Annotated in this window: 16 protein-coding genes and 1 pseudogene; 8 read left to right on the top strand and 9 right to left on the bottom strand. The window is 43.9% G+C overall.

The window, feature by feature from the left end:
- Window positions 1-267: 267 nt before the first annotated feature.
- Window positions 268-1,464: a site-2 protease family protein gene (locus V7K85_RS29765; protein ID WP_334819247.1), complete on the bottom strand. Its 1,197-nt coding sequence runs from the start codon at window positions 1,462-1,464 to the stop codon at window positions 268-270.
- Between the two features lie 308 nt (window positions 1,465-1,772).
- Complete coding sequence (gene psaK, locus V7K85_RS29760; protein ID WP_334819244.1) at window positions 1,773-2,027, bottom strand: photosystem I reaction center subunit PsaK; 255 nt, start codon at window positions 2,025-2,027, stop codon at window positions 1,773-1,775.
- A 111-nt stretch (window positions 2,028-2,138) separates the two neighbouring features.
- Here psaK and V7K85_RS29755 point away from each other — a divergent pair, with 111 nt between their 5' ends.
- Window positions 2,139-2,783, top strand: coding sequence for a phosphoribosylanthranilate isomerase (locus V7K85_RS29755; RefSeq protein ID WP_334819242.1), 645 nt, complete (start codon window positions 2,139-2,141; stop codon window positions 2,781-2,783).
- A gap of 84 nt (window positions 2,784-2,867) precedes the next feature.
- Here V7K85_RS29755 and folE read toward each other — a convergent pair whose 3' ends face one another.
- The 5 genes from folE to V7K85_RS29730 form a co-directional block, all read right to left on the bottom strand.
- The gene (gene folE / locus V7K85_RS29750) at window positions 2,868-3,575 is read right to left on the bottom strand and encodes a GTP cyclohydrolase I FolE (RefSeq protein WP_334819240.1); all 708 of its coding nucleotides are present in this window, start codon (window positions 3,573-3,575) and stop codon (window positions 2,868-2,870) included.
- 91 nt (window positions 3,576-3,666) lie between these two features.
- The gene (locus V7K85_RS29745; RefSeq protein WP_334819238.1) at window positions 3,667-4,392 is read right to left on the bottom strand and encodes an SDR family oxidoreductase; all 726 of its coding nucleotides are present in this window, start codon (window positions 4,390-4,392) and stop codon (window positions 3,667-3,669) included.
- Between the two features lie 361 nt (window positions 4,393-4,753).
- Entirely contained in the window at window positions 4,754-5,734 is a 981-nt protein-coding gene (locus V7K85_RS29740; RefSeq protein ID WP_104907940.1) for an acetyl-CoA carboxylase carboxyltransferase subunit alpha, read from the bottom strand.
- A gap of 168 nt (window positions 5,735-5,902) precedes the next feature.
- Window positions 5,903-6,922: a long-chain acyl-[acyl-carrier-protein] reductase gene (locus V7K85_RS29735; protein ID WP_334819235.1), complete on the bottom strand. Its 1,020-nt coding sequence runs from the start codon at window positions 6,920-6,922 to the stop codon at window positions 5,903-5,905.
- Between the two features lie 138 nt (window positions 6,923-7,060).
- Entirely contained in the window at window positions 7,061-7,759 is a 699-nt protein-coding gene (locus V7K85_RS29730) for an aldehyde oxygenase (deformylating) (protein WP_334819233.1), read from the bottom strand.
- A gap of 179 nt (window positions 7,760-7,938) precedes the next feature.
- Here V7K85_RS29730 and V7K85_RS29725 point away from each other — a divergent pair, with 179 nt between their 5' ends.
- The 4 genes from V7K85_RS29725 (at window position 7,939) to V7K85_RS29710 (ending at window position 12,500) form a co-directional block, all read left to right on the top strand.
- A complete protein-coding gene (locus V7K85_RS29725; RefSeq protein WP_334819231.1) occupies window positions 7,939-8,766 on the top strand; it encodes a carbohydrate ABC transporter permease in 828 nt (275 codons plus the stop codon).
- A 217-nt stretch (window positions 8,767-8,983) separates the two neighbouring features.
- Window positions 8,984-9,310: a hypothetical protein gene (locus V7K85_RS29720; RefSeq protein ID WP_334819229.1), complete on the top strand. Its 327-nt coding sequence runs from the start codon at window positions 8,984-8,986 to the stop codon at window positions 9,308-9,310.
- A 314-nt stretch (window positions 9,311-9,624) separates the two neighbouring features.
- Window positions 9,625-12,090, top strand: coding sequence for a two-partner secretion domain-containing protein (locus tag V7K85_RS29715; RefSeq protein ID WP_334819227.1), 2,466 nt, complete (start codon window positions 9,625-9,627; stop codon window positions 12,088-12,090).
- Window positions 12,091-12,149: 59 nt separating this feature from the next.
- Window positions 12,150-12,500, top strand: a complete 351-nt coding sequence (locus tag V7K85_RS29710) for a BrnT family toxin (protein ID WP_334819224.1) — start codon at window positions 12,150-12,152, stop codon at window positions 12,498-12,500.
- Between the two features lie 220 nt (window positions 12,501-12,720).
- Here the strand turns inward: V7K85_RS29710 and V7K85_RS29705 are convergent, their stop codons facing one another.
- A complete protein-coding gene (locus V7K85_RS29705; RefSeq protein WP_334819222.1) occupies window positions 12,721-13,752 on the bottom strand; it encodes a hypothetical protein in 1,032 nt (343 codons plus the stop codon).
- Window positions 13,753-13,913: 161 nt separating this feature from the next.
- On the opposite strand from V7K85_RS29705, the gene moaA reads away from it, so the two are divergent.
- Window positions 13,914-14,900: a GTP 3',8-cyclase MoaA gene (moaA, locus tag V7K85_RS29700; protein WP_334819220.1), complete on the top strand. Its 987-nt coding sequence runs from the start codon at window positions 13,914-13,916 to the stop codon at window positions 14,898-14,900.
- A gap of 66 nt (window positions 14,901-14,966) precedes the next feature.
- On the opposite strand, the gene rpsD is transcribed toward moaA, so the two are convergent.
- The gene (gene rpsD, locus V7K85_RS29695) at window positions 14,967-15,575 is read right to left on the bottom strand and encodes a 30S ribosomal protein S4 (RefSeq protein WP_334819218.1); all 609 of its coding nucleotides are present in this window, start codon (window positions 15,573-15,575) and stop codon (window positions 14,967-14,969) included.
- Between the two features lie 460 nt (window positions 15,576-16,035).
- Between rpsD and V7K85_RS29690 the strand changes: the two genes are divergently transcribed.
- Together V7K85_RS29690 and V7K85_RS29685 are read left to right on the top strand one after the other, a co-directional pair.
- A complete protein-coding gene (locus V7K85_RS29690; protein ID WP_334819216.1) occupies window positions 16,036-16,728 on the top strand; it encodes a hypothetical protein in 693 nt (230 codons plus the stop codon).
- A gap of 251 nt (window positions 16,729-16,979) precedes the next feature.
- A pseudogene (locus V7K85_RS29685) lies at window positions 16,980-17,149 on the top strand (IS701 family transposase); the annotation flags it as partial.
- Between the last annotated feature and the right edge of the window lie 277 nt (window positions 17,150-17,426).

Genomic DNA, 17,426 nt, shown 5'->3' with positions numbered 1-17,426 from the left:
CTTTGAGAATGTGGAGTATCTTGAAATCAGACGCGGTATTGCCTATAAGAGACTTGTTGATCACAAAGCATGAGTACGTTTTTCACCCGAAAGCTTTATGTCTAATGTTTTAGGACATTTTCTTATGTCGAACTTAGGTTTAAAAAATAAAAAAGGTAGGATTTCCTACCTTTTACCCAAAAAAAGCATTTTGTAACCAAATACCAATTTAAATATCACACACGCTTTTGACAAATCTATTGCAAAACTATGACGAGTGTATGACGTTTAATTTGTAATTGACTTCGCTATTATTCCCAGTTGCAACCCAGGCGGATAGCCCCCTTCTTCTTTGATTCGCTTAATTTCAGCATCCGTCATTCGCAAATTTAACTTTTGTGCCAACGATCGCACAATATCTCCCCGATCAATTACACCAGCTACAGCGCCAGCCGGAGAAAGTACGGTAATTCGAGGTAACTGTTCATTTTCCAGCTTGTTAATTACCTCAGCTATCGATGTTGATTCCACAACGGTAGGTATTTCTGTCAGGGGATGCACAATGCTGTGTAAAGTTTGGGTTTCCCATTCACTTCTTTGAGTTAAACGGAAATCGTCAATGGAAACTAGACCGCGGTAACGTCCATCAGAAGCCGCAAAATAAACCTGTGAGGGAGCGCTTTCCAAGAGGTATAAATCGGCAAAAGAGCGCAATGTCTGGTCAGCATCAATTACCCGAAAGTCACGGGTCATTGCATCAGCCGCCACTACCTTGAGTAGGCTTTCTTGTAATGTAGTCATGCTGTCATAGCTGTTGGCGTTGCGGACAGCAAACCAACCTAACAGCGCAATCCACAAACCAACTACTAACTCCCTTGTCAGAAAATCTACAACAAATCCTAAAGCGATCGCACCATAACCCAAAATTTGCCCCGCCTTTGCAGCCCAGTGTACGGCTTGAAAACGATTCCCTGTTATTTGCCATAGTGCTGCTTTTAACACTTGCCCTCCATCTAGAGGTAAGCCGGGAATCAGGTTAAATAGAGCCACCACCAAGTTAATTCTCGCCAAATCTCCGACCATGACACTGAGTGGACTAGTATCCGGTATTACAGTAACTACCAGCCGAAGCAGGAAAAATAGTATGATACTCACCAAAGGACCAGCGATCGCTACTTGAAAAGCTTTGAAAGGAGTTTTAGATTCTTCTTCAATAGCAGCAATCCCGCCAAATAGAAATAGGGTAATTGAATTAACTTTAATGCCTTGCGATCGGGCTACCAAGCTGTGACCCAACTCATGTAACAACACTGAACCAAATAGCAGCAGTGCCATAACTATTCCAGCACTCCAAGCTATAACAGTCCCCCATTCCTGATAAGCTACCCCAAAATTCAGGGTTGCCAACCCTAAAATCACAAACCATAAGGGGTCTAAAAACAGGGGAATTCCAAATAAAGACCCAATTTTCCAATTTGTTTGCATTATACTGTCCTAAAACTAGATATCGTCAGTAATTTTTATACTGCAATACTTGCGTATATCCTTATACGTATATTTATGAGCATTAATTCGGTACTACCGAATTACGAAATGCTCTTATTTCTAGAATAGACAATTAATGCCTGTGAGCAAAACTCTGGAGTGGGGCATTGGGGATTGGACATTGGGCATTGGCTATTTCCTCCTCTGCTCCCCTGCTCCTCCTTTTGAGTGTGTCAGATGGAAAAAATCAAATTTAGGAGTTTTGTATTTATCGCGGCGTTACAAGTAACGCCGCTGTGATCGCAAAACTACAAACGACCGATGTTAGTCAGTCCTAAAACGATACCAATGCCGATAATATGACCAAAAGCCATCGCTGCAACGAATGTTGGAATACTGACGGGCAGGATAGGGAACTTAGGGCCAACTAAGGGTTTTTCAATCCTAGTACTTAGCAAAAGTACTACTAAGCTGCTGATGCTGATGATGATCCCTACTGTAGGATTCCACGCAGGTGTTGCGGGAACAGATGCAGCTACTGCTAGTAAAATAGATGAAATCAAGCTTTTGTCTCCTAAAATATAGACCTACAAAATTATAAAATTACCAAGGCACAAAAGTTTTTCGGATAGTTTAGACTTTCTTGATAATTACTTTAAATTTGTTAAATTTTCATGCGCGTTAAGATTTGCGGCATTACTCAACCACAGCAGTCTATAGCGATCGCGTCTCTGGGCGCAACGGCACTAGGATTTATTTGTGTGCCAACCTCATCTCGCTACGTGACTACATCCCAAATTCGGGCAGCGGTGGCACATCTTTCGGCAAATATTGACACAATTGGTGTTTTTGCCAACGCCAGCATTCCCGAAATCAGTCAGATAGTTGTTGATTCTGGGTTGACTGGTGTCCAGTTGCACGGAGATGAATTACCGAATTTTTGCTACCAGTTACGTCAAGCTTTACCCAATGTCGAAATTATTAAAGCACTTAGAATTCGTAGTCTTGAGCATCTTGACACAGCAGATGATTACATAGAATACATAGATACTTTACTACTCGATGCCTACCATCCTCAACAACTTGGTGGTACAGGCAAAACCTTAGATTGGACGATGCTAGAACAATTTAGCCCCACTTGCCCTTGGTTTTTAGCAGGAGGACTAACAGCCGATAATATTGTGGAAGCCCTGAGTCAGGTTAATCCTAGCGGCATTGATTTATCTAGTGGTGTGGAACGCGCACCTGGAGATAAGGATTTAGATAAAGTAGCACTTCTATTTCAGAGCCTAAAAAACATTGATTTACCTAGAAGTTAAGAGTGACAAGTTGTGAGTTAACTCCTAACCGGAGCTTTCGGAGTCTCCGGCTTTGCTCTTAATTCCTAACTTCTAACTCAGCACTTAAAAGGATGCTGGTTGGTGGCGAATCAAGTTAAAAAATTCTTCGCGGGTTTTGTGTTCCTCTTGGAACACACCAACCATTGCACTAGTGACAGTCCAAGAACCAGGTTTCTGGACGCCCCGCATGACCATGCACATATGGCTAGCTTCCATTACAACGGCTACGCCTTGAGGTTCCAGAATCGTCTGAATTGCTTCGGCAATTTGGCGGGTTAACCTCTCTTGTACTTGCAAGCGGCGGGAATACATCTCAACAATCCGGGCCAGCTTACTCAGTCCGACAACTTTTTGGTTCGGGATATAAGCAACATGTGCTCTACCCATAAATGGCAGCATATGATGTTCGCACAGACTAAAGAAATTAATATCTCTAACTAGTACCATCTCGCTATGCCCTTCATCAAAAATGGCATCGTTAACGAGTTCTTCAAGGGATTGGTTGTAGCCACTGGTAAGAAACCGCATTGCCTCGGCTACTCGCTTGGGTGTTTTGAGGAGTCCTTCGCGTTCGGGATTTTCCCCAACTCCCAATATTAGTGTCCGCACAGCGTTCTTCATTTCCTCCATCTGTTCCTCTGTTGGCGGGAACACATCCGCTTGTCGCCCATTATGGGTATTGCGATCTGGTCTAGGAGTTATGGCTTCTGCCAAGTCGGGAATCAGAGGCGATTGAGAGCAGTTAGAACCGTTGGAACTAGCGATAGTCATGATTCAGTCTTGGTTATGGTTTAGTCATTAGTCATTAGTCATTGGTCATTAGTCATTTGCAAAAGACAAAGGACAAAGGACGAAGGACTAATTAGAGTGCGCCAGCACTGGGCATTAGGGTCAATTCGTCAATAACTGCCTGTTGTGGTAACAGGACTGCATGGAGAATTGACTGAGCGACAATTTCCGGGGTTAACATTTTGGAACGGTCTAAGTTGGCATGGACTGTTTCTGTGTCCCAAAGTTCGGTATTGACTGCGCCAGGACAGATAGCTGTGACACGAATGCCGTAGGTGCGTTCTTCTTGTGCCAGGGTTTGAGAGAGGGCAATCAAACCAGCTTTGCTGACGCTGTATGCTCCCCAATTGGGAAACGGTTGCTTGGCGGCAATTGAGGCGACGTTGATAATTGTGCCTGTGCCCCGATCGCGCATTGAAGGCAAAATCCCCACAATGCACTGAAATACGCCAGTAAGATTCAAGTCAATTACCTGCTGCCAGTCCTCTAGGGGGGTTTCGGTTAAGGTGCCTGTATAGGCTATGCCAGCACTGTTTACCAGAATGTCTATATCACCAAAGTCAAGGGCGATCGCTTGGATCTTTTCTTTTACTTCAAATAGCCGCCCTAAATCTACAGCGTAAGCTTTTGCTTCCACCCCAGTATGCTGTAGAGCTTCTCTTACCGCCTCCAACTTATCCAAAGAACGGCTGACTAAAGCCACATCTATTCCCGCCTTTGCAAAGGCTAAAGCCGTTGCTTTCCCAATTCCACTACTTGCCCCTGTAATCAGGGCGCGGCGTTTTTGCTCAACACTCATGGTGTCTCCCAATTTTTTGGTAGTTCCCAAAGCCTATTACCACCCCATTATTTATACTTATCGGTTTGAATAGATTAAAGGAATCTAAAAATTTGATAATTTTCATTAGGCAGATGCTATGATGCAGCACAATAGTTACCATGTTGTGGTTTTAGCAGTGAACACAACAAATTGTTGCCTACAAAACCACGCGGTACATCGTACATTCAAATTAGATTATTTACATAATACAAAATCCACCCAATCAAATTGAGTAGATTTGCCAAACATACAAATGCCTATGGCTAGATTGTTAAAAATCTTTAAGCACATAGGCAATTATAGCATTGCTACTCTACTAATCAATCACTATGCAGTGTAGTTAGTGGGCAACTTCTGTAAAAACACCAATTTTGCGGAATTTTTCATAGCGCATTTGGCGGCGTTCTGGAGCGGTTAAACGATTGAGTTCGTCTAAATTTTCCATCAGCACTTGCTTGAGAGTGGTAGCAGCTTTTAAAGGGTCGGAATGAGCGCCACCAGTGGGTTCAGGAAGTATTTGGTCGATAATTCCCAACTTTTTCAGGTCATGGGAAATAATTTTTAGCGCCACAGCAGCTTGGGGAGCCTTACCGGCATCTTTCCACAAAATAGCAGCGCAGGCTTCGGGAGTGGCGACTGTATAAACGGAGTGTTCAAACATAAGTAGGCGATCGCCTACACCAATACCGAGTGCGCCACCAGAACCACCTTCACCGATAACTGTGCAGATAATTGGCACATCTAAGCAAAACATTTCCCGCAAGTTGTAAGCGATCGCTTCTCCTTGACCTTGGTGTTCTGCTTCTACCCCAGACCAAGCTCCCGGCGTGTCGATAAAAGTTAGTATCGGCATACTAAACTTATTGGCGTGTTCCATTAACCGCATCGCCTTGCGGTAGCCGCCAGGGTAAGGCATTCCAAAGTTACGGGCAATATTGTCTTTAGTATCGCGACCTTTTTGATGACCCAACATCACCACAGGTTGCCCACTCAGACGACCGACACCACCAACTAAAGCCGGATCGTCACCACCACAGCGATCGCCATGCAATTCCATCCATTCATCACTAATAGCCTGAATGTAATCGAGAGTACTGGGGCGACGCGGATGACGAGCGACTTGCAATCGCTGGGACGGGGATAGACTAGTGAAAATTTCCTCACGCAGTTGCATGGCGCGTGCTTCTAGTTGACGAATTTGACCAGAAACATCGACGCCATTTTCTTCTGCAAGTTGCCGAATTTGATCAATTCGGGTTGCCAGTTCTGCTAGGGGTTTTTCAAAATCTAACAGTAGCGGTTTACGCTCGGTAGTTGCCATCGTAGGGGTTATGAATTACGAGTTATAAGTTTTTCAGAGTGAGGATTGAGCAGTGAGAAGTGAGGAGTCAGGAGTGAGGTTTTAGAAGGTGTGGACTTATGAAAGTTATTAACTCTTAACTCCTGTACAGACGCCATTAATCGCGTCTGTACTCCTAACTCTTAACTGTTAAACCAGCAGCGGTCTAAATCCATGTTTTACTGATACCCGACCAATCTGCTCCATTTTGTCTACGGTAATCTGATTGCGTCCCCACGAAAAGTTCGTGTATAACTTCTCAAATTCCAACAGCATTGATTCGGCAAAACAAGCAAACAACTGGCGGGCTGGCACGTCCATATTGACGATTTTCATAATTTTCCAGTCAATATCCAGGGAATGCTCTACAATTCCACCATTTAACACGTGTACACCAGGATACTGAATTTTCGTCGATAAGTTTTTAGGATAGCCACCATCAATCAACAAACAGGGTTGTTTCAAAGTCGTGGGGTCAATTTCCACCCCTTTGGGCATACTGGCAACCCAAACTACAACATCAGCTTGGGGCAGTGCTTCTGTCAAACCCATGATTTTTCCTCGCCCCAGTTCGCCTTGCAACTCTTTAAGACGTTCTTGGTCACGGGCTATCAGCAGGAGTTCTTTGACATCTGTTTTCGCATCTAGCCAGCGTGTAACTGCACTCCCAATATCACCAGTTGCTCCACATATAGCAACAGTCGCGTTTGATAGATCAATTCCCAGTTGTTTTGACGCTTCTTCCACCTGCTTACAAATAATGTAGGCAGTATGCGTGTTTCCTGTGGTGAACCGTTCAAACTCTAGTTTGATGTTACGGACTTGGCTGAACTGCTCTAACTTAAAATTTTCAAAAATAATCGAGGAAAATCCGCCTAAAGCTGTGATGTTAATACCATGCTTTTGTGCATGGGCCATAGCGTTGAGGATTTTGCGCGTTGCAGCTTTGATGCGGCGACTAGCTAGCATCTCCGGCAGAAAGCAAGATTCTACATACCGTCCTTCAATTTGTTGCCCAGTTACACTAGTGACAATAATGCTATCAACAATTTGCGGCGGGGCGCTGCACCAAAAGTCTAGCCCTTGATCGGCATATTCTGGGTATCCCAATTCTTGAGCTACTGCTTGAGCGTGTTCTAAACTAGTCAGATGTCCAATTAGACCAAACATGTAATAATTATTAGGCTTATGCTGTCTTGAGCGCGTGTAAATTTCGTGGAGTTAGGAGTTAGGAATACGATTCATAATTTCTCACTGTTCATTCCTCACTGGAGGCGGAGCATCATCGGCTCCGCTTCTAACTTTTTATTAAGCGGCTATGAGTCCGTAGGCTGACAAGCGCATAATATCGCGAGTCGTAAAACCGATGTTACTCAATGCTTCACCATACTGAATCATAAAGCTTTCTACCAAAGCATCTTTTTCCATTGCCATTGTGTGAGCATCACCTTCTATTTGGTTGAGCATTCTCCAGACGATAGGTAGGTTCTGGCGATTTGCTTGCTCTAGTTCAGCTTTGGATTCTGCAAAGTGTTCTTTCAACCAAACTTCTCCAAAGTTGAGATGGCTATATTCTTCTTTGACTACTCCCTCAGTGATTTTGCGGGCAAAATCGTCGGCAACGTGGATGTAAATTTCATATGCTGCGATCGCAAAACATTCAATAATCAAAGACTGAATCAACAGACAAGTAACGACGTTACCGGATGCCGCTGCTGTTTGGAAATTTTGGTGTAGCCCAGAGAAAAACTCCTTGGCGAATTGCAAATCTGGGGTTACTTGCAAATTGCGCCCACAAGCTTCAAATCCTTTCTTGTGGCGGCTTTCCATTTTAGATAGGCGAATCAATTCATCATGAGATTTCGGCAGCAGTTGAGCTAGTGTGATGTAATTCTCATGGGCTTCTTGTTCCCCTTCAATCACGATCGCATTAATCCGGCTATAAGCATCTTTGTATGTTTCGCTCTTGAAATCTAATCCTTTAAATTCGTCTGTAAGCTGCTGCATGGTATGTTTACTCCTGTAAAACTGAATTATTTGATACCAGGATTCAATCTACCCTATGAACTCAGGGTAATAATCACTGTGGTTAAATTTAACTTAACAAGTAGACTATGTTTATAGATTAATTGTTGCTGGGGGCAATGCCCTAGTACTAGCGAAATAAATGCTTTGCAGCTCAAGTAATGTCCAAACAAAACTGGAATCTGAAATCTGGGGATTTTTTGAGCCTAGTAGTCTTACTGCTAGGGGCATTTATCGTTCTACTCCCGCTGTTTGTAGTCTTTCTCACCTCCTTTGCACCGTCGGTTGCCAGCCCGGAAAATTTGTCCAAAAATAACTGGTCTTTAGCTAATTACCGCGTTGCATGGCAACAGGGAAAATTTTTGCTGGCGTTTGCTAATTCTACCTTGGTAGCGATCGCTGTGACGGCGTTTCAGATTGTCACTTCCGCTTTTGCTGGTTACGCCCTAGCACGGCTGAAGTTTCGGGGACGCCAAGCACTGCTATTGGTGGTTTTAGCAACATTGGTGATTCCCTTTCAGTTATTGGTGATTCCCATCTTTTTGGTTTTGAAGTGGGGACACTTGATAAATACCTATGGGGCGCTGATTTTGCCCACTGCTGTCAACGGGTTTGGCATTTTCTTGTTACGTCAGTATTTCCAGACAATTCCCGTGGAGTTAGAGGAAGCCGCAGCTATAGATGGGGCGAACCGACTGCAAATTTTGTGGCGGGTGATGTTACCTTTAGCCCGTCCGGCGTTGGTGACGCTGTTTTTGTTCACCTTCATCGGCGAATGGAATGATTTGTTTAAGCCTTTGGTGTTTACGACACGTCCTGAATTAAGGACGGTACAGCTGGCGTTGGCTGAGTTTCAAGAGCAATTTACGAATAATTGGCCCTTGATGATGGCGGCGGTGACTATAGCGACAGTTCCAGTGATGGTATTATTTCTCATCGGTCAGCGTCAGTTTATTCAGGGTATTGCTGCGACGGGGATTAAGAATTAGCGGGGAAGTTGGCGGTGAGTAAAAGCCCGTCTTAGATTGAAATCTCAGGCTAACACCCACATCAAAACGTCGGCGGACATCTGTACACTCTTAATAGCTTATCAATACTTAAAGGAAATCTCGTAAGCAAACATGAACTTTTGTAACAATCAGCGTAATCCTTACTAGCCAAGCTGAAGCAATAATTATACACATTCCGTAAGGAAAGCAAACAGTCATGAGTTCTCAATCAGTCATAAACCCTCAAATATTACAGCAGTTACAAGACGAGATTCAGCAGAAACTGGGTGAAAGCCTACAAAACGCTGACTTACACTCAGTGCTTGAAAAGTACGGCCTATTAAAAGATAGAGTCCTGAGAATTCATTTGCAGTGTAACCTCGACCCAAATCAACTCAAATCTGATGATGCAGTTGATGAACAGCAACCCAATACCTTATTGCCAGTAACCCCAAGAGTTCCAATACCAGAAATTGTGTTATTGAAAAAAGCATTGTGTATCCCTTGCCCATCAAATGGCAGTCCATTAGGCTGTAACTGCTAAATAATTTAATCTTTGGACTGTAAAGAGTTTATTCTAGTGAGTGTAAAAATACTAAACTTTGCATTTATGTATAGGACTCAAATTTGATTTTTGAAATACACGTAGGGTGCTTTACGCCAAAGGCTAACGCACCATCTGAAGGTTTTGGTGCGTTAGGCTACGCCATAACACACCCTACATATACTTAGATTTTTTCAGAAATCAAATCGGATTTCTATAGTTAGGCTACAGAGCTACCATCAGCGTAGTAGCATACCTAATTAGCAAAAAGCAGTATTTTAATAAACTCTTATTTTTTTGAGCGCAAGTTTTTAATGTCTCAAAATCGAAACAGTTGGTATTGGGAGTTAGGGATAGTGAGTACTTTAGTAATTGCTGGAGTGCTCACTTTGGCTGAGAGTTTTGCCTTAGCTCAAATTCAAAAAGATGCCACGCTTGGATCTGAAAGTTCAATCATTACACCAAAGCTAATCGATGGTCACCCAATAGACCAGATTGATGGTGGGGCAGTTCGGGGTACAAACTTGTTCCACAGCTTTGAACAGTTTTCTGTCTCTGCGGGAAGGACAGCCCACTTTAACAATGCAAAAGATATTCAAAACATCATCAGTCGGGTGACAGGCAATTCTATTTCTAATATAGATGGCATTCTGAAAGCTAATGGCACAGCCAACCTGTTTCTGATTAATCCTAACGGCATTGTTTTTGGTCCCAATGCTTCTTTAGACATCAGGGGCTCATTTGTGGCTAGTACAGCTAGTAGTTTGAACTTTGCTGATGGTATAAAGTTTAGTGCTACATCTCCTCAATCTACACCTCTGCTGACACTAAGTGTTCCTTTCGGCTTACAATTTGGAGCAACTGCGGCTCCCATCCGCAATCAATCCCAAACAAGTTCAAATAAGGCAATTAATATCTTAGGACAAGGTGTTGGTCTAGAGGTGCAGCAAGGCAAAACCTTGGCACTTATAGGCGGTGATATAACGCTAGAGGGCGGAAATTTAACGGCAAAGGGAGGAAGAGTTGAGTTAGGAAGCGTCGCTCCTAATAGTTTAGTTAGTCTCAGTTCAACGAATCAAAGTTGGGCATTAGGATATGAAGGTGTTCAAAATTTCCAGAACATTGAACTAACCCAGCAAACTCAGATTCCATCTACTGTAGATACCAGTGGCGAAGGTGGTGGCAATATCCACCTGCAAGGTAAGCGTGTGCTGGTAACTGGCGGTTCACAAATTTTGGCTAATACCTTGGGAGCGCAACCAGGACAAAATTTGACAGTGAACGCTTCTGAGTCTGTAGAACTTGGACGAAATACGGTATTGTCTACTGGAACTTTCAAGACTGGAAACTCTGGAAATATAAATATCACTACCAGGAAGTTGATTCTCACAGATACAGCGCAAGTATTAATGTTCAATGTCGGCTCGGGATTGGCAGGGCAATTGACCATAAACGCCTCAGATTCCGTAGAACTAATCGCCGGCAGGCCCATTTCTCCCTTACCAGATGGTAGTGATTTCATCTCCAGTGGATTATTTAGTGCAACTTATGGCGCTCAAAATGCTGGCAGCATAATAATCAATACTGGAAAGTTGCGTATCTACGGAGGGGCAACAATATCAACAAGTTCTGAAGGCATATTTAAGACTTCTTCTAACCAATTTATACCAGCTACAGGAAATGGCGGAAACTTAACGGTGAACGCCTCTGAGTCAGTAGAATTAATTGGAACTTCGCCAACTGGTTCTAAGCTCAGTAGCTTGTTTTCTGGGACTCAAGGGACTGGAAATGGCGGCAACTTGACCCTAACGACAAAGCGATTGATTATCAAAGATGGGGCGGCAATAACTGTGAGCAGCCAAGCTCGAAAGGATGTAATTTACCAAGGGGGTGTACCCAATTTAGGTCTAGCAGGCGAACTCAATATAACCGCTCCTTCCATCCTGCTGGATAACGGAAAACTCACATCTAATAGTGAGTCAGGTAAGGGGGGTAACATTGGGCTACAGGTGCGGGACTTATTACTGATGCGTCACAACAGTCAAATATCCACTAATGCCGGGGATGATAAAACTGGCGGTAATATCACCATCTATGCACCTAATGGCTTTGTTGTCGCCACTCCCTTCGGAAATAACGATATCACCGCCAATGCCAACTTTGGCTCTGGTGGTAAAATCACAATCACTACTAAGAACATCTTTGGGTTTGTGCCCCGCACCCGTGCAGACGTAGAGAGGCTTGACCCAATAGGCAAACTCAACCCGAATAACCTGCCAACAAGTGACATCACGGCATTTTCTCAGCAAAACCCTTCATTAAACGGCACAGTACAAATCAACTCACCAGATGCTGACCCCAGTAAAGGATTAGTGGAACTGCCCGTAAATGTGGTTGATGCTTCAAAGCAAATTGCTGCTGATTGTAATTCTGGTGGAAAAATGGGAAGGGGTTCATTTATTAGGACTGGGCGTGGAGGACTAATAGCCGAGCCCACGCAGCCATTGATGGCTGATGATGCAGTGCTGGCAGATTGGATCACACTCAAGCCAGAAAGTCAGAATCGTGCTGGCGGTATTCAGAAAAGAGCAGTTGTTCAGGCGCAGCAAAACACAGAAGAAAAATCACAGAAAGTGAATTCTGTCAATGAACCTACTCAAATTGTGGAAGCCCAAGGGTGGATTATAGATGCCAATGGGAACGTGGTTCTGGTTGCTCAAGTACCCACGGCGACGCCTCATAACTCATCGCTTACCGCTCCATCTTGCGCTGCTCATTAGAATATAAGAGAAGTGATCCAGTCTCTGAATTAACGTTCAATTCCGGTAACTTTGCAGCCATGCGCGATCGCAATTACTCCCCCGAACTTGTGATTCCATTGCCAGTAGCCTTATATAAGGGCATGAATTTAGAATTTGAGTGGGATAAGCAAAAAGCCAGTCTGAATCTCAACAAGCACCACATCAGCTTTGAAGCGGCTAAGACAGTCTTCAACGACTCTCTAGCTTACATATTCGACGATGAATGGCACTCTGTTGGTGAACGGCGGGAAATCATTATCGGACGTGACCAAGACAATCGCCTGTTATTAGTCTGTTTCACTGAAAAAACAAACGTTATCCGTATCATTAGCCTATGTCTAGCAACCAAGAAAGAACGAAGAGATTATAAAGAATTTACAGGCTTCTGAATCCCACAACAACGCCAATGATGACTTGCTTCCAGAGTATAACTTTGACTATCATAGAGCCAAGCCTAACCGTTTCGCCAGTCAGGAAAAAAAAGTTCCTATAATTTTTGACTCCTAACTCCTAACTCCTAACTCCTAACTCCTAATTCCTAACTCCTAACTCCTAACTCCTAACTCCTAACTCCTAACTCCTAACTCCTAACTCCTAATTCCCCACTCCCTAACTCGTCTCCTGAATTTGCAAACGAACAGTGTGTTCAGTCGCACCACTAAGTTGCAATTCCATGATTTCACCACCCAGAGGTTCCAAGCAAGTGAGGAGCGATCGCAAGTTGGGTGTACTTGCACCTGTATCTACATATAATCGATCTGCTAAATTACCAATCCGTTTCCAAGTCATGTAAAGTTTAGCGATCGTTTGTTCAATTTGCGATGCTTGATTTACCAAATCAGCAGCTATGCTCAAACAGCCGACTCTTTGGGCTTCTTCTAAGGCTGTTTCAATATCAACATCTTCCTGCGTCAGCGCCTGAACTTGAGCCGCCCCTTTGAGATATTTTGCCAAGTTACGCGCTTCGGTAGTTACCTGTTTGAGGGTATCCACATCCGGGTTAGCAGCAATTTCCTTTTGGATAAATTTTTGATGCGATTCTGGCAGTTTTTCCATTTCCTTCACCAGTGGGGCGATGTAGCGTGGGGGAAGGGTGTTATCTGCTGCTTTTTCTTTGACTGCTTCGGGTAACAAATCTGAGGACATGGCTGTCCATTCATCGCTGAGTTGACGCACTTCGCGCCTAGTGATGCGATCGCCTTTTTGGGCGGCTTCACTCACCATCTGTTGCACTTGGGGGGATGCTTTGGAGGTTTCGACAAAAGCCCGTTTACTGAAGTTGTTCACAGAATTTGGGTCAAGCTTACCGTCTTCGATGAGAGTATCGGCACTATTCGCCAGTTGAATCCAGGCATAAGCTTGACTTTTGCTGATTTCCCGCTCTTTTAGCCATCGCAGAAAGCCCGTACCGCGTCCGTCACCACCCACTTTCTCTCTGTCGCGGATAGCCCGTAAAATTCGCCCCCGCCAGATTTCAGTTTGCAAATCAAAGCGATCGCATACCTGCCAAGCTATTTCTAGCTGCTGTTGAAAATCTGACTCTAGAATCTGTTCATCTTCTGGATCGGGCAGTTCAAAGCTGATATCTACTGGCTGTTGTAAGGCAGCAGCAAGGTCGTTGATGGAGTCGGTGTCTTGCACGATTGATGACTAACTAGTGGACGCGATCGGCTTATTATGCCACAATCTGTGGACTCTTACTTAAGGAGGAGTACGGTATTTGGAGTTACAGCAAATATAGTAGGAAGAGGTAAACCACCTAGCGAAGTCTTTAATTGATCAGAGACAATAAAAATAAAACGATGAACCAGGTAGACTACCTCCGAATTAGTTTAATCGATCGCTGCAATTTTCGTTGTCAATACTGTATGCCAGAGGGAGTAGAACTAGACTATATTCTCAAGCAACAGTTGTTGAGTGATCAGGAACTACTCACCTTAATTCAAGAGGTATTTATTCCAGTAGGCTTTAATCGGTTTCGTTTGACTGGAGGTGAACCCTTATTGCGTCCGCGTGTGGTGGATTTGGTTAGTGCGATCGCAACTCTCCCCCAAACTGAAGATATCTCAATGACCACCAACGGGTTTTTGCTGGCTCCGATGGCACAAAACCTTTACAATGCTGGTCTGCGACGAATTAATATTAGTCTTGACTCACTTGATCCCGACATTTTTGACCAAATTATCGGTAATCAGGGCCGTTCTCGTTGGCAACAAGTTTGGCAGGGGATTCAAGCTGCCCATCGCGTCGGATTCGACCCCCTGAAGCTGAATGTGGTGGTAATTCCTGGCGTCAACGATCACGAAATTCTCGATTTAGCTGCCCTGACAATTGACAAACAGTGGCACGTTCGATTTATTGAATTTATGCCTATTGGTAATGTGCATTTGTTTGGCGATCGCGGTTGGGTATCTTCAGCCGAGTTACGACAACGTATCTGCGATCGCTGGGGCTTGACAGAATCCCAAGTTCGTGGTGCTGGTCCTGCTGATGTCTTTCAAATTCCCGGTGCGAAGGGGACACTGGGATTTATTAGTCAGATGTCAGAATGTTTTTGCGATCGTTGTAATCGGATGCGCCTGAGTGCCGATGGTTGGCTACGTCCCTGTTTATTGAACGAAACTGGTCAAATAGATTTAAAAACTGCTCTGCGTTCTGGGATCAGCACCGCTCAATTACAAGAGCAAGTCAGGCATTTACTCGAAATCAAGCCAGAAATTAACTTTAAAGAGCGCGATTCTGGCATTTTAGGTACATATACCCGCACCATGTCGCAAATTGGCGGATGAAAATAGTGAGGAGTTAGGAATTATCGTCTTTCAACTCATAACTCATAACTCCCAACTCCTAACTGCTTAAGCTTGTCGTGAGTAGTATTCCACCACAAGTAGTTCATTAACTTGTAGTGCCACCCATTCGCGTTCAATAACACTGTTGACTCTACCAACCAACTTATTTTTGTCAAACTCCAAATGACTGGGGAGGTTGGCCAAACCGGGATATTGCAAGTTAGCTTCCACCAACTTCCGTGATTGTGCGCGATCCCTGACCGCAATTACTTCACCAGGACGGCATTGGTAGCTGGCAATATTAACCACACGACCGTTAACAGTTACGTGACCGTGATTTACCAGTTGACGAGCAGATGGGATAGTTGGGGCTATACCCAAGCGGAAAACGGTATTATCCAAGCGCATTTCTAGCAATTGCAGCAGGACTTGTCCGGTAGAACCAGTAACACGTCTGGCTTTCCGCACATAGCGCAGCAATTGCTTTTCAGTCAAACCGTAGTTGAAGCGGAGCTTTTGCTTTTCCTCTAGACGGATAGCATACTCAGAGCGCTTCTTACGGTTCTGACCATGCTGACCTGGCGGGTAAGCGCGTCTGGCGCTTTTACGAGTCAATCCTGGTAAGTCGCCCAAGCGACGGACAATTCTGAGGCGTGGCCCTCTATATCGGGACATGAGTTTCCTTAATCTAATCCTGTTTAAACTTTACCCAAACATTCAATTTTGACATTCCACTGATTAGAAATCAGAGATTCTTGGTTCTTTGAGACTGCTTGCCTTGGTATGACGTATCCTACCAATGTAGAGGCATCTTGTTTGCACCAGTTGCTTTAAGTCGGTAGAGCCGACGCACTAGCTTCCAAGCTTGAATTCCGACGTGCCCCGCCGTACTCCTGCCAATAAGTTTTTTGTGTTTATTTAGTTTCGTAGGCTACTCAATCATCAGATTGGTTTACGCAGTATTCTTACTCTGAAATACTTTTTACGTTGCCTACTTATCTTTCAAACAGTTATATTAACACAATTTTCAGCATAATTAATTATGTCTATGCCTTGCTTCCGCTGAAATTCTTTTATTGCAGAGGATTTTTAAAATATTTGAGTTAGCATAACCTTGGGTGTTTGGAGAATGGCAATGTCAATGAGCAAAAAAGTGGTTAACAAAGGTAAGAACAAACAAGGTAGTTCCACCTCCAAGATTTTAATAGTACCAGTTTTGGCTATAGCTGGATGGTTGACAACGATCTTGCCTAATGTGGCTGTTGCTGCCTCCTACAGCAATGATTATAGTGTCTGTGCTGGTCGCGTTCTGAAGGTGGGTGTAACAGCAGAAGCGGCATCAGAAGCTTGTGCAAAGGCACTGCGTCCAAGAGATTTGGCTGCTTGTGTGGTTAAAATTGAAAAGCAGACCCAAATTGCAGCCACAGATGCGCTTTATTCTTGTGGAAAGGCCCGGCGTCCTGAGGAGTTAGCTACCTGTGTAGTCGGTGTCAGTTCAAGTACTCAGGAAGCAATTAATCCGGCAGCTTTAGATTACTGTGGTCGCAGTTTGTTACCCGTGCGCTTTGGTCAGTGTGTAGTTGGCTTACGTAGTCAAATCGACCTTCCCCCTACCCAGGTATTGGATACTTGTATTAGTGCTAGTGACAGCGTTATCGGTGCTTCATCTTCGTCTACACCACCCACTTTAATACCTACGGGATCAAGTCCAAGTTTCGATACTACCCCAGTTCCAACACAACCGCTTATTCCAACGCAACCGCTTATTCCAACGCAACCGCTTGTTCCAACGCAACCGCTTGTTCCAGCGCAACCCGGCACTAATTAAATTACAGTGCTTTGTAATTGACTGAAAATACAGGTTAATTTTTTGTAGGGTGGGCATTACAATGCCCACCCTCTATGACTTGAGCGACACTATTCATATAAAACTTGCCATAATTGCCCTCTGCTTGCAAATTCTGCAAACTAAATACTTACAATACAAAAGTCACAAGCAGTTTTGTGACTTTTGTACTACTAGTAAAGTTTTATAGTGTAAATAGACCAGCCATACCCCTACTTTTAAGTGGACTTAGACAGATGACAGGTGGTTTGAGGCGCAGGTGGGCAAATAAACCTGAACACTTTTACTCAAGCTTTAAAAGTCTTCAAAACAGCTATGTATAAGTTGATTTTTCGATTGGTTAACCCTTCATCGTGACGTTTTTGCTGCGAATATCGCCAGTTTGGGCTTCATTTTGGCTTAATTTTGGTCTAAGTCCGGTTAAGCAAGAGACAAAACCAGTGAAAAACTTACTTTATAAGCTTTTTGAATTTTGAATTTTGCGTAGCGGTATTAGTACAGCTTGGCAAAAATCCAGCTAAGTAGATGGATCTAAATAAATATAAGATAGTTCGTCATTGCATTCGCCTTTGGCGTTCCCCTTAGCGCAGCCTCTCGTAGAGAAGGGTACGAAGTGTTCGCGGTAGCTTCTCCAAGAGTTGCAATCACAAAGACTGAGATTGCTTCACTCCACTGCGTTA

This window comes from Nostoc sp., from assembly GCF_036917615.1.
Lineage (GTDB): Bacteria > Cyanobacteriota > Cyanobacteriia > Cyanobacteriales > Nostocaceae > Nostoc.
Note: the sequence above shows the minus strand (reverse complement) of the source record. Positions and strands in the feature narration are given on the sequence as shown.

Excerpts from the sequence above, each read along its gene's own strand:
- V7K85_RS29765 (WP_334819247.1), bottom strand. The coding sequence starts at position 1,464 with ATGCAAACAAATTGGAAAATTGGGTCTTTATTTGGAATTCCCCTGTTT.
- V7K85_RS29755 (WP_334819242.1), top strand. The coding sequence starts at position 2,139 with ATGCGCGTTAAGATTTGCGGCATTACTCAACCACAGCAGTCTATAGCG.
- folE (WP_334819240.1), bottom strand. The coding sequence starts at position 3,575 with ATGACTATCGCTAGTTCCAACGGTTCTAACTGCTCTCAATCGCCTCTG.
- V7K85_RS29745 (WP_334819238.1), bottom strand. The coding sequence starts at position 4,392 with ATGAGTGTTGAGCAAAAACGCCGCGCCCTGATTACAGGGGCAAGTAGT.
- V7K85_RS29740 (WP_104907940.1), bottom strand. The coding sequence starts at position 5,734 with ATGGCAACTACCGAGCGTAAACCGCTACTGTTAGATTTTGAAAAACCC.
- V7K85_RS29735 (WP_334819235.1), bottom strand. The coding sequence starts at position 6,922 with ATGTTTGGTCTAATTGGACATCTGACTAGTTTAGAACACGCTCAAGCA.
- V7K85_RS29730 (WP_334819233.1), bottom strand. The coding sequence starts at position 7,759 with ATGCAGCAGCTTACAGACGAATTTAAAGGATTAGATTTCAAGAGCGAA.
- V7K85_RS29725 (WP_334819231.1), top strand. The coding sequence starts at position 7,939 with ATGTCCAAACAAAACTGGAATCTGAAATCTGGGGATTTTTTGAGCCTA.
- V7K85_RS29720 (WP_334819229.1), top strand. The coding sequence starts at position 8,984 with ATGAGTTCTCAATCAGTCATAAACCCTCAAATATTACAGCAGTTACAA.
- V7K85_RS29715 (WP_334819227.1), top strand. The coding sequence starts at position 9,625 with ATGTCTCAAAATCGAAACAGTTGGTATTGGGAGTTAGGGATAGTGAGT.
- V7K85_RS29710 (WP_334819224.1), top strand. The coding sequence starts at position 12,150 with ATGCGCGATCGCAATTACTCCCCCGAACTTGTGATTCCATTGCCAGTA.
- moaA (WP_334819220.1), top strand. The coding sequence starts at position 13,914 with ATGAACCAGGTAGACTACCTCCGAATTAGTTTAATCGATCGCTGCAAT.
- rpsD (WP_334819218.1), bottom strand. The coding sequence starts at position 15,575 with ATGTCCCGATATAGAGGGCCACGCCTCAGAATTGTCCGTCGCTTGGGC.
- V7K85_RS29690 (WP_334819216.1), top strand. The coding sequence starts at position 16,036 with ATGTCAATGAGCAAAAAAGTGGTTAACAAAGGTAAGAACAAACAAGGT.